General features: G+C 35.7%; 24 protein-coding genes. 10 read left to right on the forward strand and 14 right to left on the reverse strand.

Annotated features, from left to right (window positions below; translation table 11 throughout):
- The first annotated feature begins 57 nt into the window (after positions 1 to 57).
- The 6 genes from ACQ65V_RS00800 to ACQ65V_RS00825 all read left to right on the forward strand — a co-directional run bounded on the left by ACQ65V_RS00800 (position 58) and on the right by ACQ65V_RS00825 (position 3,894).
- The gene (locus tag ACQ65V_RS00800) at positions 58 to 432 is read left to right on the forward strand and encodes a VOC family protein (protein ID WP_155089346.1); all 375 of its coding nucleotides are present in this window, start codon (positions 58 to 60) and stop codon (positions 430 to 432) included.
- Between the two features lie 64 nt (positions 433 to 496).
- Complete coding sequence (locus ACQ65V_RS00805; RefSeq protein WP_155089345.1) at positions 497 to 1,207, forward strand: flavodoxin family protein; 711 nt, start codon at positions 497 to 499, stop codon at positions 1,205 to 1,207.
- Between the two features lie 3 nt (positions 1,208 to 1,210).
- Positions 1,211 to 1,537, forward strand: coding sequence for a hypothetical protein (locus ACQ65V_RS00810; protein WP_155089344.1), 327 nt, complete (start codon positions 1,211 to 1,213; stop codon positions 1,535 to 1,537).
- Positions 1,538 to 1,659: 122 nt separating this feature from the next.
- Positions 1,660 to 2,202, forward strand: coding sequence for a DUF4287 domain-containing protein (locus ACQ65V_RS00815; RefSeq protein ID WP_430466524.1), 543 nt, complete (start codon positions 1,660 to 1,662; stop codon positions 2,200 to 2,202).
- Positions 2,203 to 2,210: 8 nt separating this feature from the next.
- A complete protein-coding gene (locus tag ACQ65V_RS00820; RefSeq protein WP_430466525.1) occupies positions 2,211 to 2,609 on the forward strand; it encodes a VOC family protein in 399 nt (132 codons plus the stop codon).
- A gap of 304 nt (positions 2,610 to 2,913) precedes the next feature.
- Positions 2,914 to 3,894, forward strand: coding sequence for a cadherin repeat domain-containing protein (locus ACQ65V_RS00825; protein ID WP_430466526.1), 981 nt, complete (start codon positions 2,914 to 2,916; stop codon positions 3,892 to 3,894).
- 58 nt (positions 3,895 to 3,952) lie between these two features.
- On the opposite strand, the gene rimO is transcribed toward ACQ65V_RS00825, so the two are convergent.
- The 7 genes from rimO to ACQ65V_RS00860 all read right to left on the reverse strand — a co-directional run bounded on the left by rimO (position 3,953) and on the right by ACQ65V_RS00860 (position 10,700).
- Positions 3,953 to 5,257 carry a 30S ribosomal protein S12 methylthiotransferase RimO gene (gene rimO, locus ACQ65V_RS00830; RefSeq protein WP_430466527.1) on the reverse strand — a complete coding sequence of 435 codons (1,305 nt, stop codon included), beginning with the start codon at positions 5,255 to 5,257 and terminating at the stop codon, positions 3,953 to 3,955.
- Positions 5,258 to 5,333: 76 nt separating this feature from the next.
- A complete protein-coding gene (locus ACQ65V_RS00835; RefSeq protein ID WP_430466528.1) occupies positions 5,334 to 7,013 on the reverse strand; it encodes an amidase family protein in 1,680 nt (559 codons plus the stop codon).
- A 462-nt stretch (positions 7,014 to 7,475) separates the two neighbouring features.
- Positions 7,476 to 8,450 carry a signal recognition particle-docking protein FtsY gene (ftsY, locus tag ACQ65V_RS00840; protein ID WP_430466529.1) on the reverse strand — a complete coding sequence of 325 codons (975 nt, stop codon included), beginning with the start codon at positions 8,448 to 8,450 and terminating at the stop codon, positions 7,476 to 7,478.
- Positions 8,451 to 8,736: 286 nt separating this feature from the next.
- Entirely contained in the window at positions 8,737 to 8,889 is a 153-nt protein-coding gene (locus ACQ65V_RS00845) for a DUF4295 domain-containing protein (RefSeq protein ID WP_155089338.1), read from the reverse strand.
- Between the two features lie 49 nt (positions 8,890 to 8,938).
- Positions 8,939 to 9,121: a 50S ribosomal protein L33 gene (gene rpmG, locus ACQ65V_RS00850; RefSeq protein WP_008271040.1), complete on the reverse strand. Its 183-nt coding sequence runs from the start codon at positions 9,119 to 9,121 to the stop codon at positions 8,939 to 8,941.
- A 26-nt stretch (positions 9,122 to 9,147) separates the two neighbouring features.
- Entirely contained in the window at positions 9,148 to 9,384 is a 237-nt protein-coding gene (gene rpmB / locus ACQ65V_RS00855) for a 50S ribosomal protein L28 (RefSeq protein ID WP_008271039.1), read from the reverse strand.
- Between the two features lie 68 nt (positions 9,385 to 9,452).
- The gene (locus ACQ65V_RS00860) at positions 9,453 to 10,700 is read right to left on the reverse strand and encodes a competence/damage-inducible protein A (RefSeq protein ID WP_430466530.1); all 1,248 of its coding nucleotides are present in this window, start codon (positions 10,698 to 10,700) and stop codon (positions 9,453 to 9,455) included.
- A 95-nt stretch (positions 10,701 to 10,795) separates the two neighbouring features.
- Between ACQ65V_RS00860 and ACQ65V_RS00865 the strand changes: the two genes are divergently transcribed.
- On the forward strand, positions 10,796 to 11,827 hold the full coding sequence (locus ACQ65V_RS00865) for an acetamidase/formamidase family protein (protein WP_430466531.1): 1,032 nt from the start codon (positions 10,796 to 10,798) through the stop codon (positions 11,825 to 11,827).
- Here the strand turns inward: ACQ65V_RS00865 and ACQ65V_RS00870 are convergent, their stop codons facing one another.
- Genes ACQ65V_RS00870 through ACQ65V_RS00880 form a run of 3 tightly spaced genes read right to left on the reverse strand, consistent with a single transcriptional unit; the run spans position 11,828 to position 13,600 of the window.
- Entirely contained in the window at positions 11,828 to 12,169 is a 342-nt protein-coding gene (locus ACQ65V_RS00870) for an Hpt domain-containing protein (RefSeq protein ID WP_430466532.1), read from the reverse strand. It lies immediately after the preceding gene.
- Positions 12,170 to 12,781, reverse strand: coding sequence for a fumarylacetoacetate hydrolase family protein (locus ACQ65V_RS00875; protein ID WP_273291110.1), 612 nt, complete (start codon positions 12,779 to 12,781; stop codon positions 12,170 to 12,172).
- 42 nt (positions 12,782 to 12,823) lie between these two features.
- Complete coding sequence (locus ACQ65V_RS00880; RefSeq protein ID WP_430466533.1) at positions 12,824 to 13,600, reverse strand: exonuclease domain-containing protein; 777 nt, start codon at positions 13,598 to 13,600, stop codon at positions 12,824 to 12,826.
- Between the two features lie 193 nt (positions 13,601 to 13,793).
- Here ACQ65V_RS00880 and ACQ65V_RS00885 point away from each other — a divergent pair, with 193 nt between their 5' ends.
- On the forward strand, positions 13,794 to 14,300 hold the full coding sequence (locus ACQ65V_RS00885) for a hypothetical protein (RefSeq protein WP_430466534.1): 507 nt from the start codon (positions 13,794 to 13,796) through the stop codon (positions 14,298 to 14,300).
- Positions 14,301 to 14,447: 147 nt separating this feature from the next.
- Here ACQ65V_RS00885 and ACQ65V_RS00890 read toward each other — a convergent pair whose 3' ends face one another.
- From ACQ65V_RS00890 to ACQ65V_RS00905, 4 genes are all read right to left on the reverse strand, one after another.
- The gene (locus ACQ65V_RS00890; protein WP_430466535.1) at positions 14,448 to 15,791 is read right to left on the reverse strand and encodes a dihydrolipoamide acetyltransferase family protein; all 1,344 of its coding nucleotides are present in this window, start codon (positions 15,789 to 15,791) and stop codon (positions 14,448 to 14,450) included.
- 87 nt (positions 15,792 to 15,878) lie between these two features.
- On the reverse strand, positions 15,879 to 16,976 hold the full coding sequence (locus tag ACQ65V_RS00895) for a glycosyltransferase family 2 protein (RefSeq protein ID WP_430466536.1): 1,098 nt from the start codon (positions 16,974 to 16,976) through the stop codon (positions 15,879 to 15,881).
- Between the two features lie 7 nt (positions 16,977 to 16,983).
- Entirely contained in the window at positions 16,984 to 17,601 is a 618-nt protein-coding gene (gene recR / locus ACQ65V_RS00900) for a recombination mediator RecR (RefSeq protein WP_430466537.1), read from the reverse strand.
- A gap of 85 nt (positions 17,602 to 17,686) precedes the next feature.
- Positions 17,687 to 20,680 carry a VPS10 domain-containing protein gene (locus ACQ65V_RS00905; RefSeq protein WP_430466538.1) on the reverse strand — a complete coding sequence of 998 codons (2,994 nt, stop codon included), beginning with the start codon at positions 20,678 to 20,680 and terminating at the stop codon, positions 17,687 to 17,689.
- A gap of 76 nt (positions 20,681 to 20,756) precedes the next feature.
- On the opposite strand from ACQ65V_RS00905, the gene ACQ65V_RS00910 reads away from it, so the two are divergent.
- Both ACQ65V_RS00910 and ACQ65V_RS00915 read left to right on the forward strand, forming a co-directional pair.
- Positions 20,757 to 22,214: a sodium:solute symporter gene (locus ACQ65V_RS00910; protein ID WP_430466539.1), complete on the forward strand. Its 1,458-nt coding sequence runs from the start codon at positions 20,757 to 20,759 to the stop codon at positions 22,212 to 22,214.
- Between the two features lie 122 nt (positions 22,215 to 22,336).
- Positions 22,337 to 25,588, forward strand: coding sequence for a VCBS repeat-containing protein (locus ACQ65V_RS00915; RefSeq protein ID WP_430466540.1), 3,252 nt, complete (start codon positions 22,337 to 22,339; stop codon positions 25,586 to 25,588).
- The last annotated feature ends 1 nt before the right edge of the window (position 25,589 follow it).

Consider the following 25,589-nt stretch of genomic DNA (forward strand, 5'->3'; position numbering starts at 1 on the left):
CTTTTTTTGATTAACCAATTTCACTACCTTTAAGAACTAATTAAAAATCAAACGATTATGAAACTAGGAGCATTTTCTGTAAGCCTTGCCGTTAAGGACATTAAGGCATCAAAAACCTTTTATGAACATTTAGGGTTTTCGGTATTTGCTGGTAGTTTAGAACAGAACTACCTCATCATGAAAAACGAATCCACATTGATTGGTCTGTTTCAAGGTATGTTTGGAAACAACATTCTTACCTTTAATCCTGGTTGGGATCAAGATGCCAATACGTTAGAGCAATACGATGATGTGCGTAAGATTCAAGAGCATTTAAAATCAAAGGATGTTTTGTTTGCAAGTGAAGTTGAAACCGATTCCGAATCAGGTCCTGCAAGTTTTGTGGTGCTCGATCCAGATGGTAATGCTATTTTGGTAGATCAGCATATATAATTCCATTGTCAGGTTGACCGCAGTCGAAACCTTTTTTTTTACTTAAGTTTAAAATTCTAAAACCATGTCAAAACCAGATTTTTCAGATGTAAAGGCTGTGTACATTAATTGTACATTAAAAAAGTCACCTCGCATGAGCCATACACAAGGCTTAATAGATGTTTCAAAAAAAATAATGAAAAAGGAAGGTGTACAGGTCGAGGAAATAAGGTTTGTAGATCATGATGTGCCACCAGGAGTCTATCCAGATATGACGGAATACGGTTGGGAAACTGATGAATGGCCAAAACTATTTGAACGTATTTTTGAAGCTGATATCTGCATTATCGGCACACCAATTTGGTTGGGAGAAAAATCATCTGTAGCCACTAAACTTATAGAGCGTTTTTATGCCATGAGCGGTAAACAGAATGACAAAGGGCAATATCTGTTTTACGGCAAAGTTGGTGGCTGCATCATTACAGGTAACGAAGATGGCATTAAGCACTGTGCCATGAGTATTTTGTATGCCTTACAACATATTGGCTATTCCATACCACCACAAGCAGATTGCGGTTGGATTGGAGAAGCAGGTCCTGGGCCAAGTTATCGCGATGAGGAATCTGGTGCAAAGGACAATGATTTTACCAATAGAAATACCACCTTTATGACTTACAATCTATTGCACTTGGCCAAAATGCTAAAGGAAAATAACGGTTATTCTGCTTACGGAAATTCTCGCGAGGAATGGGACGATGGTACGCGTTGGAATTTTGAAAACCCAGAATATCGTTAAATTATGACTTGGGACGACGCACTAAAAATATATGATGATATTACAGAAGCCTGTAACGGTTTTGAACGTAAAGGAAAAACGATGATTTATACCTCATCTAATGGTTATATGTTTACCCTGTTAAACAAGGATGCCGAAATTGGTCTTCGTTTACCGAAAGATGAAGCGACTAAGTTTATGGAACAGTATAGTACTGGTCATTATTATTCCTACGGTGCTAAAATGAAAGATTATGTCTTGGTACCTGAATCACTTTGGGAAAACAAAGCACTAATGGTCAACTATTTTGAACAGAGTTTTGCTTATGTTAATACACTTAGACCAAAATAAAAAATTATAATATAAATCTGTCATTCCGAATGAGGCACGAAGAGGAATCTCATAATTTTTAGATTTCTCGTCGCTCGTTCCTCACTCTGTCGAAATGACAAGATTATAAAAAGTAAACTGATATGAGCGACGCACTACAAACCATGATTAACAATATGCCAGAGAAAACTGGTAAGTCATTAGAAGAATGGAAGAAAATTCTAAAAGCAAAAGCCTTTGCCAAACATTCTGAAGGTGTGAAATTTTTAAAGACAGAACATGGTGTAACCCATGGCTTTGCCAATACCATCGTTACACTTTCTAAAGACGACAATAATTCTAATGAGGATTTGGTAACCAATCAATATAAAGGCAAGGAAAACCTCTTCCCTATTTACGAAAAGCTTTTGCCTATTGTTAAAGGATTTGGTGAAGATGTCACTGTCACACCAAAAAAGACAAGTGTCAGCATTATAAGAAAACGTCAATTCGTTCTTATAAAACCAGCCACAAAAACACGAATTGATTTAGGCTTAAAATTACCTGATAAACCAACTAAAGACCGCCTTGGTAATTCAGGACCATTTGGCACCATGTGTACACATAGAGTTCAACTAACATCTATTGAAGATATTGATGATGAATTAATTGGCTGGATGCGCGAGGCTTACGAAATGGCAGAATAATAACTTTAATGAAAAGGGTAGGTATTCAATGGATTGTAGAAAATGTAGAAAAGTCAGTCGACTTCTACTCTAAACAACTTGGTTTTGAAATCGATTTTATTGGAGAAGGTCCAAAATTTGCTATTCTGAGTCGTGATAATTTTTCAGTAATGCTTAGGCAATTAAAAGAGTCTGGACATATACAACCAAATCGAATTCCATTTATTAAAGCAGGTTGGCACACTGAAGGACAAGGAGCTTGGGATGCCTACATTTGGGTAGAGGATGCAGACCAACTCTATAAAGAATTTACAGCCAAGGCTATTTCAATTATAAAACCGCTTCAAAATACTGAATATGGCAACAGAGATTTTGAAATTGAAGATATTGATGGCTATATTCTATGTTTTGGACATACTATTGATTAGATATACCATTTTTTAATTGCACATCTGTCTTTTTCGTATAGTCATATGTCATTTTGTAAATGTTTTAAACAATTGATTTTCATTAATTTAATTATTTTAGTCCACCTTTTGTCCAACCCAATTCTTAGTGTGTCCACTTAATGTCCGCTTGATTTATTTTACTCTTAGCACTTCTTAAAATAAGTTTGTGGTGTCATTAATTAATGGCAAACCAGTTTTGTGGTGCCTTGCACTGGATTAGGCTGCAGACGTCCAGTTGCAAGTCGCTACCAAAACAAAAGTTAAACCACAAAACACAAACATTATGAATTTTTCAAAAAAAAATCACGAGCACCTAAGGCTTAATATTATATACGTGAGTAAAAATTTAATTGGCTTTTTGATTATCATTACTTTAATGACCATTATGGTTTCATGCAGTAATGAAGACAGCGATAGTTTTATTCCAAGTGCCTCAGACATTTTACAAACTATAGATGAAAATCCAACTGAAGGACAATCTCTTGGTACCGTAGCTACAAATCTAACAGGAACATTATTATATAGTATTTCTAGCCAAACAGCAAATGGAGCATTTGCTATAAATAGTACAACAGGAGAAATATTTGTTAATGATCCTTTAAAGTTTGACTATGAAATCAATCCGCTTATACAAGCTACAATCTCCGTTACTAATTCTATTGATACTGCAACATCGAGTGTACTAATCTCATTAAACAATATTGATGATATATTTTCATTTTTAAACACCTCACAACAAGCTTATATAAATGCTCAGAATGGTGAGTGGATACAAGTAACTGAAGATGAATATAATTTGCTTGCAACAGCATTATATTTAGTTGAAAAAACGAGTACTTCAGACGAACATTATAACACTAGTGAATCAATAAGTTATGACTCTGGATATTATACATATTCAAATAATAATGGTGTTGACATCGCTCCTTTACAATACGTATTTGCTATAAAATATAAAGGTGATGATGATAATGTAACGGATGCTAAGGTTAAGATCTCTAGTAATTCCATCAGTGAGGGATTTATTGACTTAGGCCAAACTTTACCAGAACATAATGCTGGTGATAAGTATTTCGTTTTAAAAGGAAATTCGCAAAATTTTAATTCAACATCTTATTTGGGTATCTCTGGACGACTAGCCTATGTAAACTTAGCGGATCATAACTTTAAATATAGGTTTGGTGATAGCGAAGATCTAACAAGTGATTGGACAGGCATTGCTTTATATCAAGGTTTAACTACAACTGTAAAGCAATGGGACTAATTTTAATTTACAAGTTATTTAGTTGGTTGTTAAAGAGCAGGCGCAAGCCTGCTTTTTTCTAAGCAATAACCTCACCATATAAATCGAAGTCTTCCGCCTCAATCACTTTTATGGTTGCAAATTCACCTGTTTTGAGATAGGTTTTAGTGGCATCAATCAATACTTCGTTATCCACATCTGGAGAATCAAATTCTGTTCGACCTACAAAGTAGTTTCCTTCTTTTCGGTCAATTACGACCTTAAACTCCTGCCCTATTTTGGCTTGGTTGAGTTCCCAAGAAATCTGGGATTGTATTTCCATAATCTCATTGGCACGTTGCATCTTTACGTCTTCAGGAACGTCATCTTCAAGATTATAAGCATGTGTATTTTCTTCATGCGAATAGGTAAAACATCCTAAACGCTCAAAACGCATCTCCTTGACCCATTCTTTCAAAATTTCAAAATCTTCCTCAGTTTCACCCGGATAACCCACAATTAATGTGGTTCTTATAGTCATTTCTGGCACTTTAGCCCTGAACTCTTTAAGTAATTTGGTGGTTTTTTCTTTGGTAGTTCCACGACGCATACTCTTTAAAATTGAATCTGATATATGCTGCAACGGAATGTCTAAATAGTTGCAAACTTTAGGTTCGCGCTTCATGACATCTAAAACATCCATCGGAAACCCTGTTGGAAATGCATAATGCAAACGAATCCATTCGATGCCTTCAACTTTAACAAGATGTTCGAGTAATTCGGCCAGATTTCTTTTCTTATACAAGTCCAGTCCGTAGTAGGTTAAATCTTGAGCGATAAGAATAAGCTCTTTCACTCCATTAGCAGCTAACTTTTCTGCTTCTACAACAATGTCTTCAATCGGAGTACTTTTATGCTTACCTCGCATCAACGGAATGGCACAAAAACTACAAGGTCTGTCGCAACCTTCAGCAATCTTTAAATAAGCATAGTTCTTTGGAGTTGTTGTAAGTCTTTCCCCAATGAGCTCATGTTTATAATCTGCACCAAGGGCTTTTAATAAACCTGGCAATTCCGTTGTTCCGAAATACTGATCTACATTCGGGATTTCTTTTTGTAAGTCTGGCTTATAGCGTTCGCTTAGACAACCAGTCACAAAAACCTTATCAACTTCGCCTTCTTCTTTCTTCTGCATGTAGTGCAATATAGTGTTTACACTTTCCTCCTTGGCATTGTTGATAAAACCGCATGTGTTTATAACCACAACATTACCTTCTTGTTCGTGCACCACATCTTTGCCACTAGCTTTAAGCTGTCCCATCAACACTTCGCTATCGTAAACATTTTTACTACAGCCAAGGGTAACGACATTGATTCTATTTTTCTTTAAGGTTTTTGTACGCATGCTTTTTGTAAATCAGTCTGCAAAGATACATAATGATTTACGATATGCGATTGTAGAATTTAGATTGTTGAAATTACTAATTATAATCCTTTGGTGCCTTACGTGCTTTAGAAGCCTGTTCATATACATAAGCCCATTCCAATAATTGCTTTTCTTGAAAAGGTTTGGCTATAAATGTCAATCCTTTTGGTTCACCTTTTTTGGTGTAGCCCATCGGAACGGTCAATGCAGGATATTCCGCAACCGCAGCAAAAGCCGCATGACGATTATTAATTGATAAAAACCCATCGAGATTATGCTTATTCATAGGTATATCAAAATATTGTCTTCCGTTGGTTTTTAAAGTATCCTTGATACGCATCAAAAACTCTTCATCGCCTGTATCATCGGCTATACCTTGAAAAAGGTTTTGACCATAAGGCATGGTATTTAAAGAATCTTTAATGTTATAAGCCATCATATCAGTCACTGTTCTTTCCTTAATATTTTTATTGGCGTAACTTTCCATATAGACTGGTAAATCCTTTTTCATATCTAGGTTTAAAAGCCGAATAAAATTCGGTAAGCCTAATTTTTCTTCTTCAATTTCAACGATTTCAGCACCTTGTTGTCTTAAAACTTCCAGTGCGTTTACATACAAAGTGTCTTCTATGAGTCGTTTTGGAGCGCCGAATCGTTTGCCTTTTAGAGCATCCATTGAAGGTTTTACAAAATAACCAAAAGTTGTATTGAGGTTAACGGATTTTGTGTCTGAACTATCATAACCGTAAATTGCACTGAGAACTATTCCTGCATCTCTAACAGATCTGGTAATAGGACCTGCTGTATCCAAAGTAGAAGAGATTGGTACAATGCCACTTCTACTTACTAAGCCAATAGTCGGTTTTAAACCAACAACCGAATTCTGACTCGCTGGTGATAAGATAGAACCAGCTGTTTCACTACCAATTGCCGCTGCACAAAAGTTGGCAGCAACAGCTACACCACTACCCGAACTTGACCCTCCTGTATCCATAATTCGTCTTCCATAAGGATTTAGAGTTTGTCCACCAATGGCTGAATAACCACTTGGGCAATCACCACAGAAGAAATATGCCCATTCACTTAGATTGGCTTTTCCAAGTATTAAAGCGTCATTAGACTTAAGTTGTTTTACAATAAAAGCATCATCAGTTCTATTATTTTTTAGAGCTAATGCACCTGCCGTAGTTGGCATATCTGATGTATTTACATTGTCTTTTAGCAGAATTGGCATTCCATAAACAGGATGCTTATTCATTCCTCTATCTTTAAAATTTTGATCCTTTTGCTTTGCTGATTCAATAACATCCGGATTTATAGCAATTACCGAATTCAATGACAATGGATTTTCTCTATCAAACTTTCTTATGCGATAGAGATAGAATTTGGTAAGTTCTTCATAGGTAAACTTATTGCGTGTTCTATTGACTTGCAGCTCGGTAATGTCCTTCTCTAAAATATAAGGTTTTAGGCGATTATAGTCTGCTTCCGTAAAGTCTTCCATTTGTGAGTTGATATCTGCCCAAATGTCTACCATAGTGAGATTTTTGGAATCCAGTACTTTAAACTCCCTAAAGTCTTTAGTTGAAATGGCACTTAGGTCTGAATCGTCTTCAACCTCAGTATTATCAATTTTGGTTTTTGAAGCTTCAGTCGGAGTCTGAGGGTCATTGGACTTTGAATCTTTGCATGAAAAAATGAATACGAAAATGAATAGAAAATAAATGTGACGCATGGTAGTATTTTTTATAAAAATACAAAAACCTTGTACAAATTTTAACTAAGTACAAAATGGATTAACACCGATTAAAAAACTATAAATCTTAGATTGAAATATAAAAAATAGAATTGAAAATAAAAATGGAATATAAACCCTAAAAAGATTGAATTCGTTATTACGTAAACTGAAAATACTTGCAAGAACAATCAGTGAAAAGACAGGTATTATAAAGTAAAGTGGAAATGCAATATATTCAGCTAAACAGTCAGGAAGCAAAGGATTTTTGGGCTGAAAGAAATAGGATATGAAATTGTATAGATAGTTAAGGACTATAAGAATAGCATACAATAACGTTATTATTGTGAGAGGTTTTAGAATTTTATCATCTTTAAAATCTAAAGTTATGTTCATAATTAAAGATAATCTAAAACTTTATGAGATGCTGAAATAAATTCAGCATGACAAAACTTTTCTTTGTCACTTAAAAAAAGAATCCACAAACTCATACTTATTAAAGACCTGTAAGTCTTCAATACCTTCTCCTACTCCAATATATTTTACAGGAATTTGAAATTGGTCAGATATTCCGATTACCACTCCACCTTTTGCCGTTCCGTCTAATTTGGTTACTGCTAAAGACGTCACTTCAGTAGCTGCAGTAAATTGTTTGGCTTGCTCAAATGCGTTTTGACCAGTAGAACCGTCCAAAACCAACAAGACATCGTGAGGTGCATCACCTACCACTTTTTGCATAACGCGTTTTACTTTGGTGAGCTCGTTCATAAGGTTGACTTTGTTGTGCAGCCTTCCAGCCGTATCAATGATAATCACATCTGCATTTTGATTAACGCCAGACTGCACTGCATCAAATGCCACAGATGCTGGATCAGAACCCATTTTCTGTTTTATCATTGGCACATCAACACGATCTGCCCAAACTTGTAACTGGTCTATTGCCGCAGCTCTAAACGTATCTGCTGCACCAAGGACTACTTTTAAGCCTTTCTTTTTAAACTGGTATGCTAGTTTACCTATAGTTGTGGTTTTACCAACACCATTAACACCAACTACCATAAGTACGTATGGTGTTTTTTGCCCATTTTCTTGAGCTGGTAATTCTGGAATTTTATATTCTGTTTCTTCTCCAGAATTGGTTTCAGATAATAGACCTGCTATTTCCTCCCGTAGAATTTGGTTGAGCTCTGAAGTTCCCAAATACTTATCCTTAGCCACGCGCTCTTCAATACGTTCAATAACCTTAAGCGTAGTGTTGACTCCAACATCACTAGTTACTAAGACCTCTTCAAGATTATCTAAAACGTCATCATCTACTTTAGATTTTCCTGCAACGGCTTTATTTAATTTATTGAAAAAAGTGGATTTAGATTTCTCTAAACCTTTATCTAGGGTTTCTTTCTTTTCAGAAGAAAATATTTTTTTAAAAAAACTCATGTTATTGTTTAGTCGTTTTTCGTTTAGTCGTTCTTTAATGCGTTAAAGATAAAGCGATATGTTTGAGTTCTTCCTATCTTTTTTTCGGGAAGCGACTCACAAAAGCCTAACCTGTTTTCTGCAAGGTTTATAAAACCTTGTAGATACTAAATTAACGCCTAAAACCCAACACAACAACCTTGCCTTTAATAGTTTACTGCTAGTTTGTCAGATTTGCTCAAATATAGCCATAAAAAAACTGCTTTCAAACGAAAGCAGTTTTGTAAATCTACAATATAATTGTAGCTTATTTCTTGTTTAAAAAGTCATTGACAAATTCTGGTGCCATCACTGATTCTACGAACATATAAGATCCAGTTTTTGGTGATTTCACCATTTTAATAGCTTTTGTCAATCTTTTTGATCCTGTCTGTAAAGACGCTACTGATTTCTTTGCCATACCTCTGCGAGTTATTTGACATTTTCACTTAAGTGAAAATCTCTAATTATTACTTAATTTCTTTATGAACTGTCATACGCTTAAGGATAGGATTAAATTTTTTAATCTCCATACGGTCTGGCGTATTCTTTTTGTTTTTCGTTGTAATATATCTTGAAGTTCCTGGTTGACCAGAAGCTTTGTGCTCTGTACACTCTAAGATAACCTGTATTCTATTTCCTTTCTTTGCCATTGTAAATTGACTTAAGCGCTACGCTATTATTTGTAAAATCCTTTTGCTCTAGCTTCTTTTAACATTGCACTGATACCAATTTTATTGATAGTCTTTAATGCAGATGTAGAAACTTTTAATGTTACCCATTTATCTTCTTCAGGAATAAAAAAACGCTTCTTAACCAAGTTGGCGTTAAACTTTCGTTTTGTTTTATTCATAGCGTGAGAAACATTGTTTCCAACCATCGCTTTTTTCCCAGTAAGTTCACAAACTCTTGACATCGTTCTCTTATTATTTTAAAACAGGGTGCAAATTTAGTAAAACTTTATGTTTCAACAAACATAAAACTCTACTTTTTCAAAATTTCTTTTTGAAGCATTTCAAAGGCTTTATTCGTCGCTTTCATAATCACTTTATCGCGATGGTTACCAAAATTAAAAACTTCAGAATATACTTTGTCTTCATTGGCAATAGCAATCCAAACCGTGCCTACCTCTGCATCAGAATCTCCTTTTGAAGGGCCTGCGTTTCCTGTAGTGCTTATACCATAATCCGAATTGAACATCTTTCGAACATGATCTGCCATAGCCTCAGCTACTTCCTTACTCACCACAGAATACGACTCTATATCTTTCTTAGGAACGTCTAAAATATTTACCTTAGACTCAGTAGCATAACTTACGATACTACCTTTAAAGTATTTCGATGCTCCAGCATTAGCTGTAATCGCTTTTGCAATTTGTCCACCTGTACAGCTTTCTGCAACGGCAATTGTTTTTCCTAATTCGGTTAATTGCTTACCAACAATAGCTTCTAGTGAAATATCCTCTTCAAAACCCACAAAAATGTCTTCAATCTGAGGCAATACCAATGCTATTTGTTTTTCGAGCTCAGCATCTAGCATCGCTTTATCTAATGTAATACCAGATAAACGCAAACGAACACGTCCCAAATTTGGCAAATACGCCAATTTTATAAAATCTGGTAAGGCGTCTTCCCAGGCTTCTATCCTATTGGCTATAGCGCTTTCTCCTAAGCCATAGGTTAAAAGTGTTCTGTGTTTTATATACGGAAACTTGAATTTCTTTCTTAATGCTGGTATAACCTCATTAGTAATTAATCCTTTCATCTCATAAGGCACACCTGGAAGCGACACAAATACCTTTTCATTTTTCTCCATCCACATTCCTGGTGCTGTACCAAACTGGTTCATCAATACTTTTGCTTTTGAAGGCACCTGTGCTTGCCTGCGGTTTAAATCTGAAATTGGTGTACTGATATATGTTGAAAATAAATGCTCTATGTGGGCAAGAACGTCTTTGTTTTCAACTAAGGTGTCGTTAAAATATTCGCAAATGGTATGTTTGGTGATGTCGTCTTTTGTAGGTCCTAATCCACCAGTGACAATTATAATGTCAGCATTATCCTCTGCTTCCTTGAGCGCTTTAAGAATATGATTTTTATCATCTTGTACTGATGTGATTTGGTAAATAGAAATCCCTACTTTATTGAGTTCTTTTCCTAAAAATGCCGAATTTGTATCAACAATCTGTCCGATAAGGATTTCATCTCCAATGGTAATAATTTCAGCCGTCAATGGTTAAGGGTATTTTAATTAAAAAATCAAATTTAAGACTATATAGTATTTTATTCATTAAATTTAAAGGACAATTATTCCAAAATTTATCAGTTATGGCTAACCAACTCACCTTTAAAACTTTAGTAAAACTTGTGCTTTGTTGCATCATACTGTTTCAATGTCAAGAAAAGAAGGAAAGTAAAATCGAAGAAATAGCGGAAGTAGAAAACAGCTTAAAACCAGATTTCAAAATCACCAAGGAACAAACACACAATAAATTTAGCAGCTCCATCCCACCAATTCTTACAGTAAAGTCAGGTGCTATCATTGAAGCTTATACGGAAGATGCAAGTGATGAACAGTTTAATTTAAATTCTACTATTGAAGATTTAGCAAATCTTGATTTTGAACCCATCCATCCCTTAACTGGGCCTGTTTATGTTGAAGGAGCTCAACCAGGTGACGTATTAAAGGTAACATTACATGAGATTGAGTTAGGAGATTGGGGCTGGAATGCCATCTACCCAGGCTTTAGCTTTGTCGCTGATTCCGTTAAGGGTGAATACCTGAGGATATACGATTTAAAAGATGACAAAACTAAAGTTAACTTTAATGATTCCATTCAATTACAACTCAATCCATTTCCCGGAGTAATGGGAGTAGCTCCCGCAACACAAGAGCTGTTGAGCACCATTCCACCAAGAGCAAATGGGGGAAATATGGATGACCCAAACATGACGGTTGGCACTACGGTTTATTTTCCTGTCTTTGTTGAAGGAGGATTGTTCTCTATTGGTGATGGACATGCCGTACAAGGTTTAGGTGAAGTTTGCGGTACTGCCATAGAAGTTCCGTTAAGAATAATCTACGAAATTGAGTTGATAAAAGACAAATCAATGAAAGAGCCTCAGTATGAAACCAAAGATTATTATGCCACCACAGGATTTGGAACGACCATTGATAGTGCTGCAAAAAAAGCAACACTCTACATGGTAGATTATTTAATGAAAGAACACAAACTTAGTGAACATGAGGCCTATGCTTTATGTTCTTTAGCTGGTGATCTTAAAATAGCTGAAACTGTAGATTTACCACACATGCTTGTAACCATGCACATGTCTAAAGAAGTCCTAGGGATAAAATAATTATAGACCAAAATCTGCTTTAATCTCATTTGTCGCGTTTTCTACGGCAGTCAACACGATTTGAAGTTGTGCATCTACATTCTCACCGGATTTTTCAAATTTTCCCCAATCTTGCACTTCTATAAGTTTATCTAAAATACCAAGCTCAAACAAATCCACAGTTGGTTTCATTTTATGAGCCGCCTGATATGTTTCGTAGAAATCGCCTTCTGGCACAGCTTTTCTCAACCGTTCCGCGTCTTCTGGAACTTCTTCTATAAAAGCTGCTGCCAACGCCATAACGAAATCTTCGTCATTGTCGGCCATTTCTCGTACACGGTCTAATTTATAATGTTTTGCCATTTATTTAATTTTAATTGAAAACATCTCTTTGTCTTCAATATATCCTATTAATTTATCGTTTGCAAAAACCTTACCAACTCCGGCTGGTGTGCCGGTAAAGATAATATCCCCAATTTTTAAAGTAAAATATTTTGACACATATTCGATGAGTTCATCAATCTTCCATAACATCAATTCCGTATTTCCGGATTGAACAACCTCATCATTTTTCTTTAAACTAAAATTGATGTTATCTATATTCTGAAACTGGGTTTTGGGCAACCACTTTCCTATAACTGCTGCGCCATCAAAGGCTTTGGCCTTTTCCCATGGTAAACCTTTTGCCTTTAATTGCGCTTGAAGGTCACGAGCTGTAAAGTCTATTCCAAGACCAATTTCATCGTAATATTTATGTGCAAATTTCTTATCGATATACTTTCCTACTTTTTTGATTTTTACCAAAACTTCAACCTCGTGATGCACATCATCTGAAAACTCAGGAATGAAAAATGGTTGTTTCTTCAATAGAATCGATGTATCTGGTTTTAAGAACACCACAGGATCTGTAGGTTTTTCATTTTCTAATTCTTTAATATGGTCTGTGTAGTTGCGACCTATGCAGATGAGTTTCATTCTAGATTATTAGATCGTTTAGATTTTTAGATTGTAGGACTTCTAACTTAGTTTATTATTAAACTGCCTCAGCTTAATTGCCGTTAGAACTTTTTTGGTATATAACGGAAAATCTGCATTGAGTAACCAACCAAAATAACCTGGCTCTTGTTCCATAACATCCACAACACGCTTGCCCTTGTGCTTGCCAAAAGAAAAACACTCTTCTCCTTTTTTATTAAAAATGAGAAAGCCAGCAAAATCGGCAAACTTTTTACGAGAACTGAAATCCGCTAAAAACCTAGTATCATTTTCAAGATTATCGTACTTGGACAATTGCGCTTTTAAAACTTCATAAGTCGCTTTGGTATCCGCTTCAGCGCTATGGGCATCATCTAAATTTTTATCGCAATAGAATTTATAGGCTGCGCTCAGTGTACGCTGCTCCATTTTATGGAATATGGTCTGCACATCTACTGCAACTCTGTTTTTCATATCAAAATCCACCTCAGCACGTAACATTTCCTCAGCCAATAGCGGAATATCAAAACGGTTAGAGTTAAAACCACCTAAATCTGAGTCCTTAATCATGTTGTGCACATCTTTGGCAATGTCCTTAAAGGTTGGTGCGTCGGCAACATCGTCATCAGAAATCCCATGCACTAATGTCACTTCGGGCGGAATCGGAATGGTCGGATTGACCCTTTTTGTATAGGTTTCCTCTTTGCCATCAGGATGTACTTTGAGAATTGATATTTCTACGACCCTGTCTTTAGATATGTTGATTCCTGTAGTTTCCAAATCGAAAAAACAGATGGGCTTGTTAAGGTTGAGTTGCATTTGCTATTAATTTGTGCAAAGGTAGTTAGATTCTTTTAAAAAGACCTTTCAGGTTTTGGAAACCTGAAAGGTCTAATATATGCTTGACTTTATTAAATAAAAAGGTTAATTTAGTTTTACACCTGATATAAGTCATTTAAACTGACACATATCAGTAGAATTATACACAATTTAAAGAAGCTAATTTATATAAATGTCACAACTGACTGCGGAAGAAATTTTCAAGAATAACGGATGCAGACATTTTTACATCCATAAAGAAGGAATGTGGAATGAATACGTTAGACTTGGTGGAAACAAAAGGAATCTAGAGAAAAGATGGCGAGCTGAATATATTGATGAATGGCATGGTAAGATTGATAGAAATCCTTTTGTAGCTTTTTCCAATTTAGGAAGCGTAGGCGCAGTCGAAATATTGGAAGATTTATTAAATATCAATGACTTCGAAGATGACTATGCTCAATTTTGGTATTCATATATGCTAGTTGACATAGCAAATGGTATTTTTCTTAATTTCCTTAAAAGATCAAAAGCCAAAAAGAGAGCAAGAGAAGTTTTAGAAGAATTGCTAAAAAAGAAAATTGAATTATTGGACAAGAACAAAAAAGCAATAACAAGAGAAATGCAACATCACTTGGACGCAAGGACGGAAGAGGAATATATTAGAAATTATAGCAAAAGATTACTTTCAAAAAAGTGAAAGTATTTATATAAGGAAACGTAAAAATCATTGAAACAGCCTTGAGTTAAGCAGTTATACAGAAAATAAATAAAAAACACAGTCCTAAAACTGTGCTTTCTGTTTTATAATGAGATTCTTCGCTATCGCTCTGAATGACAAATTAATTTATATCTCCCGATTCACATCCCAAGCCTCTAAATAATCCTTAACGGCTTTTACAAACTGTCCACCTAAAGCTCCATTAACCACTCTATGGTCATAGGAATGCGATAAGAACATCTTGTAACGGATACCGATAAAATCCCCTTGTGGAGTTTCAATAACTGCAGGCACTTTTCTAATGGCACCTAATGCTAAGATTCCAACTTGTGGTTGATTAATAATTGGAGTTCCCATAATGCTTCCAAATGTACCTACATTCGTCACAGTATAAGTTCCACCTTGTATATCATCTGGGCTTAATTTGTTTTCTCTGGCTCGACTAGCTAAATCATTAACTTTTTTAGCCATACCCAATAAGTTAAGTTGATCGGCATCTTTAATTACTGGCACAATTAAATTACCATCCGCTAGAGCAGCAGCCATACCTAAATTGATATGCTTCTTTTTAATGATACTGTCCCCCTGTACCGAGATATTTATCATTGGATAATCCCTTATGGCTTTAGCCACAGCCTCCATAAAAATTGGAGTAAAGGTTAGGTTTTCCCCTTCACGCTTTTTAAAACTGTCTTTGTGCTTGTTTCGCCAGTTCCAGATATTGGTGACATCGGCTTCTATAAACGACTGAACATGCGCAGATGTCTGTACAGAATCTACCATGTGTTTGGAAATGAGTTTGCCCATACGGCTCATTTCTATGATTTCGTCTTCACCTGAAGAAACCGCAGGTGCTGGAGCAGGTTTTTCTGCCTCTTTACTTTTTGGTGGTTCGACTGTATTTTGAGAAACCTCTTGCTTTGGTGCTTCAGGTTTAGCTGCAGAAACTGGTGCAGAACTACGAGATTCTAAATAACTCTTTATATCGTTTTTGGTTACGCGTCCATCTTTACCAGTACCTGGAACACTATCGAGTTCCGCTTGAGACATACCTTCTTTTTTGGCAATATTCTTTACCAATGGAGAATAGAAACGGTCTCCTGAAGACACTACTGGTTCTACAGTTTCTTTAGCAGCAACCACTGTTTGTGCTACTTCTGCTACAGCTTTAGGAGTTTCTTCTTTTACTGGTTCTGCAGCTGGAGCTTCATCATCTGCAGTGGCTTCACCTTCTATTTCAATGACAGCAATGGTTTGTCCAACTTTTACAACATCATCAATTTCGAATAATTTTTCTACCAAAACTCCATCAACTTCACTTGGTACTTCACTATCTACCTTGTCCGTAGCAATTTCCAAAACTGCTTCGTCAGCTTCAATAGTATCTCCTACATCTTTAAGCCAAGAGGTTATAGTTGCTTCCGCAACACTCTCTCCCATCTTAGGTAACTTAAGTTCAAACTTTGCCATATCTTTAATTTGAAGGTCTTTATTAGCTAATCGACTGCAAAATTAATAAAAAATAGTGTTTTTTGTTGATTTTTATTCAACTAAAAATTAAAAATGAATAACCTCTCCTTTAGTCTCATTACTGTCACTTCCTAGGATAAAATTACTATTTTTTACTAATATTCTATAGCTATTTTGGTTGGAAGCTTCATTAGTTTTCATAAAATGAATCATAGTTTTAAAATCTACATCATCAGAATCAAAAACAACTTGGGTATTACTCGCTATCTCTTCTAGATTTTTGGTAAATGTTATGGGCCGTACAAGTTTGGTTTTTAATTCTTTTAATATTTGGTTTGAAATGATTGTACTTCCCAAAGGTTTTATATCCGCTTTTTTAACTGGCCTTCCTCTTTTGGTGAACAGTTTTAAACCTAATTTCACCAAAACCGCCATCAAGGAATTATTCTTAAAATGTTTATTGTAAAAAATTTCCATTGCGCCATAAAAACGTTGAGCGTAAACCTTGTCCTTTAACGTGCTTTCACCTTTAAAATGAATGATTGCTATTTTACCAAAATAATAATTTTTGTAACCTGCCTTGAATATTTTATAAGACAAATCAATGTCTTCGCCATACATAAAATAATCCTCATCAAACCCATTAACCTCATCGTAAACCGCACGTTTTAATACCATAAATGCCCCTACCAAAATATTGGCTTTACCTATTTCATTAGGCTCTAATGCATTGGTATAGTAATTTTTGGTATTACCAAATAACTTTTGAAAAGCTACTTTTGGCGTTGGGATATGTCTTTTACTCTCGGGTAAAAACTCACCTCTGCCATCAATGAGCTGGCAACCTATAATTCCCAGTTGCGGCTTTGAATCTGCAAATTCTAGAATATTCACGAATGTATCTTCTGCAACAACCGTATCTGGATTAAGAATACATACATATTCTCCTTCAGCTTCAGCTACTCCAATGTTATTCCCTTTTGAAAAACCAAAATTTTCTTTGTTCTCTATCAATTTTACAGAAGGAAATAATCGCTTTACCATCTCGCAACTATCGTCTGGTGAATTATTATCCACAACAATAACCTCAGCTTCCAAATCCTTAATTGCAGCTTCCACGCTTTTCAGACAAAGCTCTAAAAAGTAGCATACATTATAGTTGAGTATGATTACGGATAGCTTCAAGATGTGCTTAAGATTTTAAGGACGCTTCAAAAGGAACGCGATCTATTATACTACGACCAAGTGTAATTTCATCGGTGTATTCCAATTCATTACCTGCTGCTACACCTCTAGCGATTGTAGATGTTTCAACATCATAATCTTGAATTTGTCTGAAGATATAAAAGTTAGTCGTATCTCCTTCCATCGTTGGGCTCATGGCAAAAATTAGTTCTTTTACCTGACCTGATTTTACTTTTTCTACTAGAGAATTGATATTTAAATCTTGAGGCCCAATCCCATCCATAGGTGATATTTTTCCACCTAATACATGGTACAAGCCTTTAAAAGAGCTTGTATTTTCAACAGCCATAACATCCCTAACATCCTCAACAACACAGATTAATGCTTCATTGCGGTTTGGATTTGCGCAAATCTCGCAAAGCTCTTTATCGCTAATATTGTGACACGATTTGCAAAAGTTGATTTCTGCTCTAACTTTAGATAAGGCATCAGATAATTGAAACGTTTGGTGCTCTGGTTGACGCAACAAATGCAACACCAATCTAAGCGCAGTTCGCTTACCAATTCCCGGCAATTGCGACATCTCATTGACTGCGTTTTCCAAAAGTTTTGAAGAAAATTCCATAAGTGCGAAGTTACTGATTTTAGAACGAAAAAAAGCCCAAATGTAAATGGTTTACAAATGGGCTTTTTTGAAATTTGATTGATTATTATTTTAAGATCAGTTTCTTGGTGATTTCACCATTATCGCTATTTAATTTCACGAAATAAAGCCCGGAATCGAAAGAAGATACATCAATTTTAAACCCGTTCTGAAGATTCACCTTTTTGCCATAAAACACTATCTTACCAAGGGTGTTGTAGATTCTAACACTTACATCATCTGGTTTGTTCCATTTAAGGTTTACTTCGTTATTGGCTGGGTTTGGGTATAGTGTAAAACCATTGACTTCAAATTCATCAACTGATAAACTTTCATCATATACATTTGATCTCCACAATCCTCTACCATAAGTCGCTGCATATATTCGGTTATCCGCAGTATTGATCTCTAATTCATTAATTCGCACATTTGGTAAACCATTATTAAATGGCACCCAAGTATTTCCTAAACCGTTGTCCGTATAATACACACCATAGTTCATACCTACATACAAACCGTCATCACCATTATTTTGCCAAGCTAATGCCTGAGATGAAAAGTTAGGTAAGTCCCATCGCATCGACGTCCAACTCAACCCATTATTAGTACTAACATAAACTTTTTCGCTATTAGTCGTTGCGATAGCAATCTTATCTGGATTCGTAGGATGCACAGCAATTTCATTAATTCTACCACCATTTAAGTTTAAAGAAGATTGCGTCCAAATTGCTCCACCATTAGTTGAGTACCAAAATGCACCATTAATTGCCAAATACATTTTGCTATTATTGGTCGGTGCTACTTTAAAGTGATCTATATTAGCACCAAAATTCTGTGATATCGATATCCAATTACTACCTCCATCAATGGATTTATATACCTCGTCAAAAGCAACATACAATGTGTTTAGCGAAATAGGGTCTTGCTCAAGTGGAGTAATCCAATTCCAGTTATTTTGGCCACCTTTACCGTCTGGTTGTGTAATACCAAAGGCACCGTTTCCTCCGTTTGTGGTTTTATACAAAGTACCAAATTGAGATGTACCATACATGGTTTGAGCGTTATCTTTATCTACAAAACTTTCCATACCATCAGCACCTAACCAATCTTTCCAGTTACCATTAACGTCCATTGTTGATGTACCATTATCTTGCGATCCTCCTGTAACCACTACAGGATCCGTTTGGCTGATTCCTATTTTATAAAACTGTCTTATACCTAATCCTGGTGTAAGATCCGTATAGTATAAAGAAGTTACATTTGTTGGGTCGTTAGCCACGTAAATACCACCATCGGTTCCTACAAAAAGTTTGGCATTAGCACCAGTACCAGCAAACATCATCAAATCCACATCGGCATGACAGTATCCAATATTTTCACTGAATGCTCCACCAGGAGTCCATTGTGAGGTAATATTAAAACTCACTCCTGCATCAGTAGAGCGCCAAGTATTAATACCAGCTATATGAACGTCGTTAACATCATTAGGATTAACCGTTATATCCATATCTCTAGGTGCCTGCCCTAAGCTATCAAATCCATTACTGTCATAGCCAAAATAATTTACTATGGAATGGTTTCGTTTTGTAAACGTATTACCATTATCTGATGATACATGAAAACCTCCAAAAACACCACTGCTAGCTTCCACAACATAAACCACTGATGGATCATCTGGTGACACTCCTATCATTTTTGGTCCCGAACCAAATTCATTTGATGAAGATTCGAAGCCTTCGGAAAATACAACGCCTAAATTATTGGTTTCAACAGAAATATCATCTAATGTTAGCCCTCTTCCATAGTTGGACGTTCCTTCAAACGCTACATAATAATCTGATGAGGGATTAGGCAAGTTAATAGTTATGTCCGCCCAACTTGTTACCTCTGCTGTGTAATGTGCCAATTCTATCCAGCTCCCACCTGCAGAGCTCTTATATAAAACTCTTAGTTCATCTATATCTCCTGCCCAGTTAACTTGTGTATAAGAAAAATTTACTTGTGGATTAACAGCACCGCTCAAATTCATTGATGGCGTAACTAACCTTGTCACAGGTGTAGAAAAGTTGTTTATATAGAAAAACCCTAGTTTATTTCCTGTTCTAGGACTTACAGTATTGTTTTGATTAGAATCTGAAGTCGTCCAAGTTGTAGAACCTGAAACAAATTCTTGTGTCCAAGCTCCTAGTCCATCATCTATTGAAAAGGTTGTTCCACCATCTGTTGAAACATAAAACTGTGAGCCACTTGCATAGACTGTATTAGGGTCGCCTGGTTTAAACTCAAAATCATAACCCGTTGTTGCACTAGCATCTATTATAGTCCAGGTAGACCCTCCATCGGTAGACTTATAAAGTCCACCACTTTGGGCACTAGCATATATTTTAGAAGTATTGGTCGGATCGATAAGAATTTTATTGACGAATCCTGCCGGTAAGCTACCATGAAGCGTCCAAGTAGATCCACCATCAGTGGATTTAAAAACCGTACCTCCATTAGATCCCCAATAATACGTAGAACTATCTAAAGGGTCTATAGCTAAGGCATACACATCTATATTGGCGAGATTATCTGTGAGGACTGTCCATGAAGAACCTCCATCTGTACTTTTCCAAACACCTCCTGTTTCACTACCTGCAATGATATGGTTCATATTGCTTTCATCAATAGCTATAGAGGTAATACGACCTACACCAGGATTCCAACCAGATGTTGCACTCCAGTATGTCGGCCCCATTTCTTCCCAAGTACCTACAACGGTTCTAGAAGCAATACCTTCATCGTTTATTCTAGCGTTATAATTCTGTAACTCATTATAATAATATTCAGGAGACTTTAGTTTGCCTGTTTCGTCCATGGCACGCTCTGCAAAATATTGCCAACGTTTAAATGGTTTATAACCAGTACCTCTATCTCTACCTACAGAATCAAAATGACTCTCTGCCACCTCGCTAATATGTTCTACAGTATGCGTTCCTTCAGCAATGAGTTTTTGATAATCTTGGGCAGACCCACTAAATGCAATAAGCACTACACCTAGTAAAAGGATAATCTTTTTCATAAAAATCAATTTTTAAGTAGCTTTTTTTTTCAAATGTACTATTTTTCATAAAATTTTCTTAAAAAACTTCAGTTTTATGAGTCCAGCTTCAATATTGGTTTTAATCGGATGCTATTTTGGCCTTTTGGTTCTTATCTCCTATTTCACAGGAAAGGAAGATTCTAATGCAGCCTTTTTTAAAGCCAATAAATCCGCCCCATGGTATTTAGTCGCGTTTGGAATGATTGGCGCATCGTTATCTGGAGTCACATTTATTTCCGTTCCTGGAGCTGTAGAAGCCAAGCAGTTTGGCTATATGCAAGTAGTTTTTGGTTACTTTTTTGGCTATTTGATTATTGCTTACGTACTACTCCCACTTTATTATAGACTCAATCTTACATCAATATATACTTACTTAAAGGAAAGATTTGGAAATGTAAGTTACAAAACCGGCTCTATAGCCTTTTTAATCTCAAGAACCGTGGGAGCAGCTTTCAGGTTGTTTCTAGTAGCTAAGGTATTACAACTTTTGGTTTTTGATTTATTTGATGTTCCCTTCGCCATAACGGTAATAATAACGATTGCTCTTATTTGGCTCTATACATTTAGAGGAGGCATTAAAACCATAATTTTTACGGATACGCTCCAAACACTTTTTATGTTGGTTTCTGTTGTCGTCACCATAGTTTTTTTAGCGTCAGCTTTGGATTTAAATAGTATATCTGCAGTTGTGGATAACACTATGGGAAGTAGTCTCAGCAAAACCTTCTTTTTTGAAGATGGTAATGATCCACAATACTTTTGGAAAAGCTTTCTCTCTGGAATCTTCATCACCATAACCATGACAGGCCTGGATCAGGATATGATGCAAAAAAACCTGACTTGTAAAAACCTAAAGGATGCGCAAAAAAATATGGTGTCCTTTAGCATTGTCTTGATTTTTGTGAACATGCTATTTATGGTTTTAGGCCTAATGCTTACTCAGTATGCCGAAATTAATGGTATAACCGCTAAAAAAGATGACCTCTTTCCCACGATTGCCATGTTACCTCAAATTGGTGTAGTGACATCGGCATTTTTCCTTTTGGGACTTATTGCCGCTGCATATTCAAGTGCAGACTCTGCCTTAACGTCATTAACCACATCATTTTGCATTGACATCGTGGAAATTGAAAACAAGAAAGAAGCAGAAAGAAAACAAATTAGAAAGCGTGTTCACATTGGTTTTAGCATCGTACTCATATTGGTCATTCTATTGTTTGACATCATTTTTACTGATGTGTCTGTGATCTGGGAATTATTTAAAGCAGCTGGTTATACTTACGGACCACTTCTTGGTCTGTTTGCGTTTGGTTTATTGACCAAATTTCAAATTAAAGACCGCCTGGTTTGGGTGATCGCTATTATATCACCTCTCATTTCCTATATACTTAATATGTATTCCAAGGAACTGTTTAATGGATACGAAATTGGTTTTGAAATCTTAATCATCAATGGACTCTTTATGTTTATTGGATTACTTCTCATTAAGAGCAAAAATCTAGTAAAGACATAACTTTTTAAGGCTTAATAACTGATTAACAACATAGATGACGAGCTATTTATTTAGCAGTCACAGTGTTAAATGTTTGTTAAAAAATCATTACTTTTGCAGTGTTGATTAACCATCATAATTTTATGAAAAAGATATACTTAGCCTTGGTTGTAATGGCTATTCTATTTGCTTGCACTAAAGACAAGGAAAAAGAAACTACAGAACCCTCGTACCTTTTAACCAAAGTATCTGAGCAAGATTCTGGTTTAGATTTTGTAAATTTTGTTTCTGAAGACCCACAGCACAGTATCATTAACTACATCTACTATTATAATGGAAGTGGTGTCGCTACGGGAGATATTAATAACGATGGGTTATCCGATTTGTTTTTTGTTGCTAACACTGGAGACAACAAGCTGTATCTTAACAAAGGTGATTTAAATTTTGAAGACGTCTCAGCAACAGCTAATATTTCTGGTAATGCAAGTTGGCAAACTGGTGTGACCATGGTAGACATAAATAATGACGAGTTGTTAGACATTTATATTTGTGCCGTGTCAGGACTTTTGGATTTTGAAGGGCATAATGAGTTATACATAAACAACGGAGATGGTACCTTTTCCGAAAAGGCAAAAGACTATGGTCTCGATTTTAAAGGCTATTCTACGCAAGCCTATTTCTTTGATTACGATAAAGATGACGATTTAGATGTTTATATAGTTAATCATGCTGTGCATACTACGCTTTCTCACGGTAGAGCAGAATTACGTAATGAGCGTGCTCCTTTAGTTGGTGATGTATTTTTGAAAAATGACAACGGAAAATTTACGGATGTCAGCGAAGCAGCCAATATTTACGGTGGTGTTAATGGTTATGGACTAAGCGCTTCGGTTGCTGATTTTAATAACGATGGTTGGGACGACATCTATGTTTGTAACGATTTTCATGAAGATGACTATTATTACATCAATAATCAGGATGGCACTTTTACCGAAAAGATTGACGATGCATTTACAACCATAAGCCGATTCTCAATGGGAAGTGATGCAGCAGATATAAATGGCGATGGATTTCAAGATTTAATAACTCTAGATATGTTGCCGAAAGAAGAACGTATCTTAAAGGAGACCGAAGGTGATGACGCCATGTTTAACATGCAAACCCATCTTACAAATTTGGGATATAAAGATCAATACGCCAGAAATATGCTGCAAATTAATAGTTCCGGAATCTATTTTCAGGAAACCGCTTTGTTGAATGAAGTTGCGGATACGGATTGGAGCTGGGCACCACTTTTTGCAGATTATAATAATGATGGTCATCAGGATTTATTTATTTCAAATGGCATTCTCAGACGTCCTAATGGGCTCGATTTTAAAAAATATGTTTCCAGTGCTTTTAAAGGACGCTCTGAAGCTGAAGGTTTGGAATGGTTATTCAATTCAATTAATGAAATGACCAGCGGTAAAGTAAGCAACGAAATTTTTAAAGGTAATTCTACGAAATTTGAAAGTAAAACTGGCGATTGGATTGCGAAACAACCCAATTTATCCAATGGAGCGATATATGTTGATCTAGACCTAGATGGTGATTTAGATTTGGTGACCAATAACTACAGTGAACCTGTAGGACTTTATAAAAATACCACTGATAGTTTAAGAAATTATATCTCTTTGGATTTTGAATACAAAGGTTCTAATAAAGAAGGTATTGGTACAAAAGCGTTGGTATATAGCAACGGAAAATCACAAATGAAGCAATTGTTTAAATCTAGAGGATTTCTGTCTTCTATAGAAAGTAAATTGCATTTTGGATTGAACGATGCCAATAGTATAGATTCAATCCAAGTCATTTGGCCAAACAACGAATTACAGACTATTACTAATTTAGAAACCAATCAGCATTTAAACATCACGTATGCTTCTACCAATACGTTTTATGATTATAAAACCGTTTCTGATGACAACAATATCTTCAAAAAAGAATCATTGTTAGATTACACGCATAAAGAAGACCGTTACAACGATTTTGCCCAAGAAAAATTGATTCCGTATAAGATTTCAATGCAAGGTCCTGCAGTAGCTATAGCTGATGTGGACGGTAATGGTTTTGAAGACCTTTTCATCGGAAACGCTTCAGGAAAAGTCGCCGAACTCTATTTGAACACAGGTACTGAATTTAAATTAACACAACAAATTAGCTTTGAGGAAGATGCTCCATTTGAAGATAATGACGCTACTTTTTTTGATGCCGATAATGATGGTGATTTAGATCTTTATGTGGCATCTGGTGTTAATGAATTTAAAAATAAGGAGCTTCAAAATGATCGCTTATATATAAATAATGAAGGGAAGTTTGCACGTTCTCAAAATCAAATTCCGGATAACACACTTGTAACAACCACAGTTGAAACCTACGATTATGATAATGATGGCGATACTGACTTGTTCGTTGGCAATCTGGCAGATGTCATGGATTTTGGGAAATCTGTAAAATCTTACCTATTAGTAAATGATGGTAAAGGAAACTTTTCGAAGGGTGATAACTTTGAGTTAACCTCAAAAGCTAACGATGCGCAATGGCAAGATATTAATGGCGACAACATAAAGGATTTGCTTGTAGCGACAGAATGGGACGCTCCAAAAATTTACATCAACAACAATGGTAATCTTCAATTAATGGATGTACCTAAAAACATAAATGGGCTATGGCAATCTGTAACAACTTTTGATATTGATAACGATGGAGATCAAGACATCCTATTAGGAAATTGGGGAACAAATACAAAATTCAACCTTAATTTTGATGGTCCATTAGTAATGTATCATGATGATTTTGATGAAAATGGAAAAGCTGAAACTTTGTTAGCTTATAATAAAGACGGTAAATATTATCCTTTGAATTCTAAAGACGAACTTGCTGCACAAATGAACGTTATTAATAAAATATATACGAGTCATTCGCGTTATGCAGGCAAAACTATTGAAGAAGTTATGACCCAAGGCTCCATTGATATGGCAGATAAATACGAAGTACATACTTTGGCATCTGGCTATTTGAGAAACGACAACGGTAATTTTAATGAATTTGTCATTTTACCAGACGCCTTTCAATTGGCACCAATCAATACTTTTTCTACACTTGAAATGAATGAAGATTCTAAATTGCTCATTGGAGGCAACTCATATAAAGTCAATACATATCATGGTTCTTATACCGCTTTAAAAGGACTTTTGGTGGAAGATAATTCTAGTTACAACTCAGTTTCAAACTACGGTATGGAACATTTCAATAGTCAAGTAAAGCAAATTGAAACTCTAACAATGAGAGACAAAAATTTAGTGATAGTGGTCTCCAATAATGATGACATAAAAGTGTATTCTTATCAGAAATAAA

Origin of the sequence: Winogradskyella ouciana (assembly GCF_965284585.1) — a bacterium.
In the GTDB taxonomy this organism is placed as follows: domain Bacteria; phylum Bacteroidota; class Bacteroidia; order Flavobacteriales; family Flavobacteriaceae; genus Winogradskyella; species Winogradskyella ouciana.

Bases quoted from the DNA above. Each gene is read 5' to 3' on its own strand.
- ACQ65V_RS00885 (WP_430466534.1), top strand. From the start codon at position 13,794: ATGTCACAACTGACTGCGGAAGAAATTTTCAAGAATAACGGATGCAGA.
- ACQ65V_RS00915 (WP_430466540.1), top strand. From the start codon at position 22,337: ATGAAAAAGATATACTTAGCCTTGGTTGTAATGGCTATTCTATTTGCT.
- ACQ65V_RS00820 (WP_430466525.1), top strand. From the start codon at position 2,211: ATGAAAAGGGTAGGTATTCAATGGATTGTAGAAAATGTAGAAAAGTCA.
- rimO (WP_430466527.1), bottom strand. From the start codon at position 5,257: ATGCGTACAAAAACCTTAAAGAAAAATAGAATCAATGTCGTTACCCTT.
- rpmG (WP_008271040.1), bottom strand. From the start codon at position 9,121: ATGGCAAAGAAAGGAAATAGAATACAGGTTATCTTAGAGTGTACAGAG.
- ACQ65V_RS00905 (WP_430466538.1), bottom strand. From the start codon at position 20,680: ATGAAAAAGATTATCCTTTTACTAGGTGTAGTGCTTATTGCATTTAGT.
- ACQ65V_RS00825 (WP_430466526.1), top strand. From the start codon at position 2,914: ATGAATTTTTCAAAAAAAAATCACGAGCACCTAAGGCTTAATATTATA.
- ACQ65V_RS00875 (WP_273291110.1), bottom strand. From the start codon at position 12,781: ATGAAACTCATCTGCATAGGTCGCAACTACACAGACCATATTAAAGAA.
- ACQ65V_RS00880 (WP_430466533.1), bottom strand. From the start codon at position 13,600: ATGCAACTCAACCTTAACAAGCCCATCTGTTTTTTCGATTTGGAAACT.
- ACQ65V_RS00845 (WP_155089338.1), bottom strand. From the start codon at position 8,889: ATGGCAAAGAAATCAGTAGCGTCTTTACAGACAGGATCAAAAAGATTG.
- ACQ65V_RS00910 (WP_430466539.1), top strand. From the start codon at position 20,757: ATGAGTCCAGCTTCAATATTGGTTTTAATCGGATGCTATTTTGGCCTT.
- ftsY (WP_430466529.1), bottom strand. From the start codon at position 8,450: ATGAGTTTTTTTAAAAAAATATTTTCTTCTGAAAAGAAAGAAACCCTA.
- ACQ65V_RS00815 (WP_430466524.1), top strand. From the start codon at position 1,660: ATGAGCGACGCACTACAAACCATGATTAACAATATGCCAGAGAAAACT.
- ACQ65V_RS00865 (WP_430466531.1), top strand. From the start codon at position 10,796: ATGGCTAACCAACTCACCTTTAAAACTTTAGTAAAACTTGTGCTTTGT.
- recR (WP_430466537.1), bottom strand. From the start codon at position 17,601: ATGGAATTTTCTTCAAAACTTTTGGAAAACGCAGTCAATGAGATGTCG.
- ACQ65V_RS00800 (WP_155089346.1), top strand. From the start codon at position 58: ATGAAACTAGGAGCATTTTCTGTAAGCCTTGCCGTTAAGGACATTAAG.
- rpmB (WP_008271039.1), bottom strand. From the start codon at position 9,384: ATGTCAAGAGTTTGTGAACTTACTGGGAAAAAAGCGATGGTTGGAAAC.
- ACQ65V_RS00810 (WP_155089344.1), top strand. From the start codon at position 1,211: ATGACTTGGGACGACGCACTAAAAATATATGATGATATTACAGAAGCC.
- ACQ65V_RS00805 (WP_155089345.1), top strand. From the start codon at position 497: ATGTCAAAACCAGATTTTTCAGATGTAAAGGCTGTGTACATTAATTGT.
- ACQ65V_RS00870 (WP_430466532.1), bottom strand. From the start codon at position 12,169: ATGGCAAAACATTATAAATTAGACCGTGTACGAGAAATGGCCGACAAT.
- ACQ65V_RS00835 (WP_430466528.1), bottom strand. From the start codon at position 7,013: ATGCGTCACATTTATTTTCTATTCATTTTCGTATTCATTTTTTCATGC.
- ACQ65V_RS00890 (WP_430466535.1), bottom strand. From the start codon at position 15,791: ATGGCAAAGTTTGAACTTAAGTTACCTAAGATGGGAGAGAGTGTTGCG.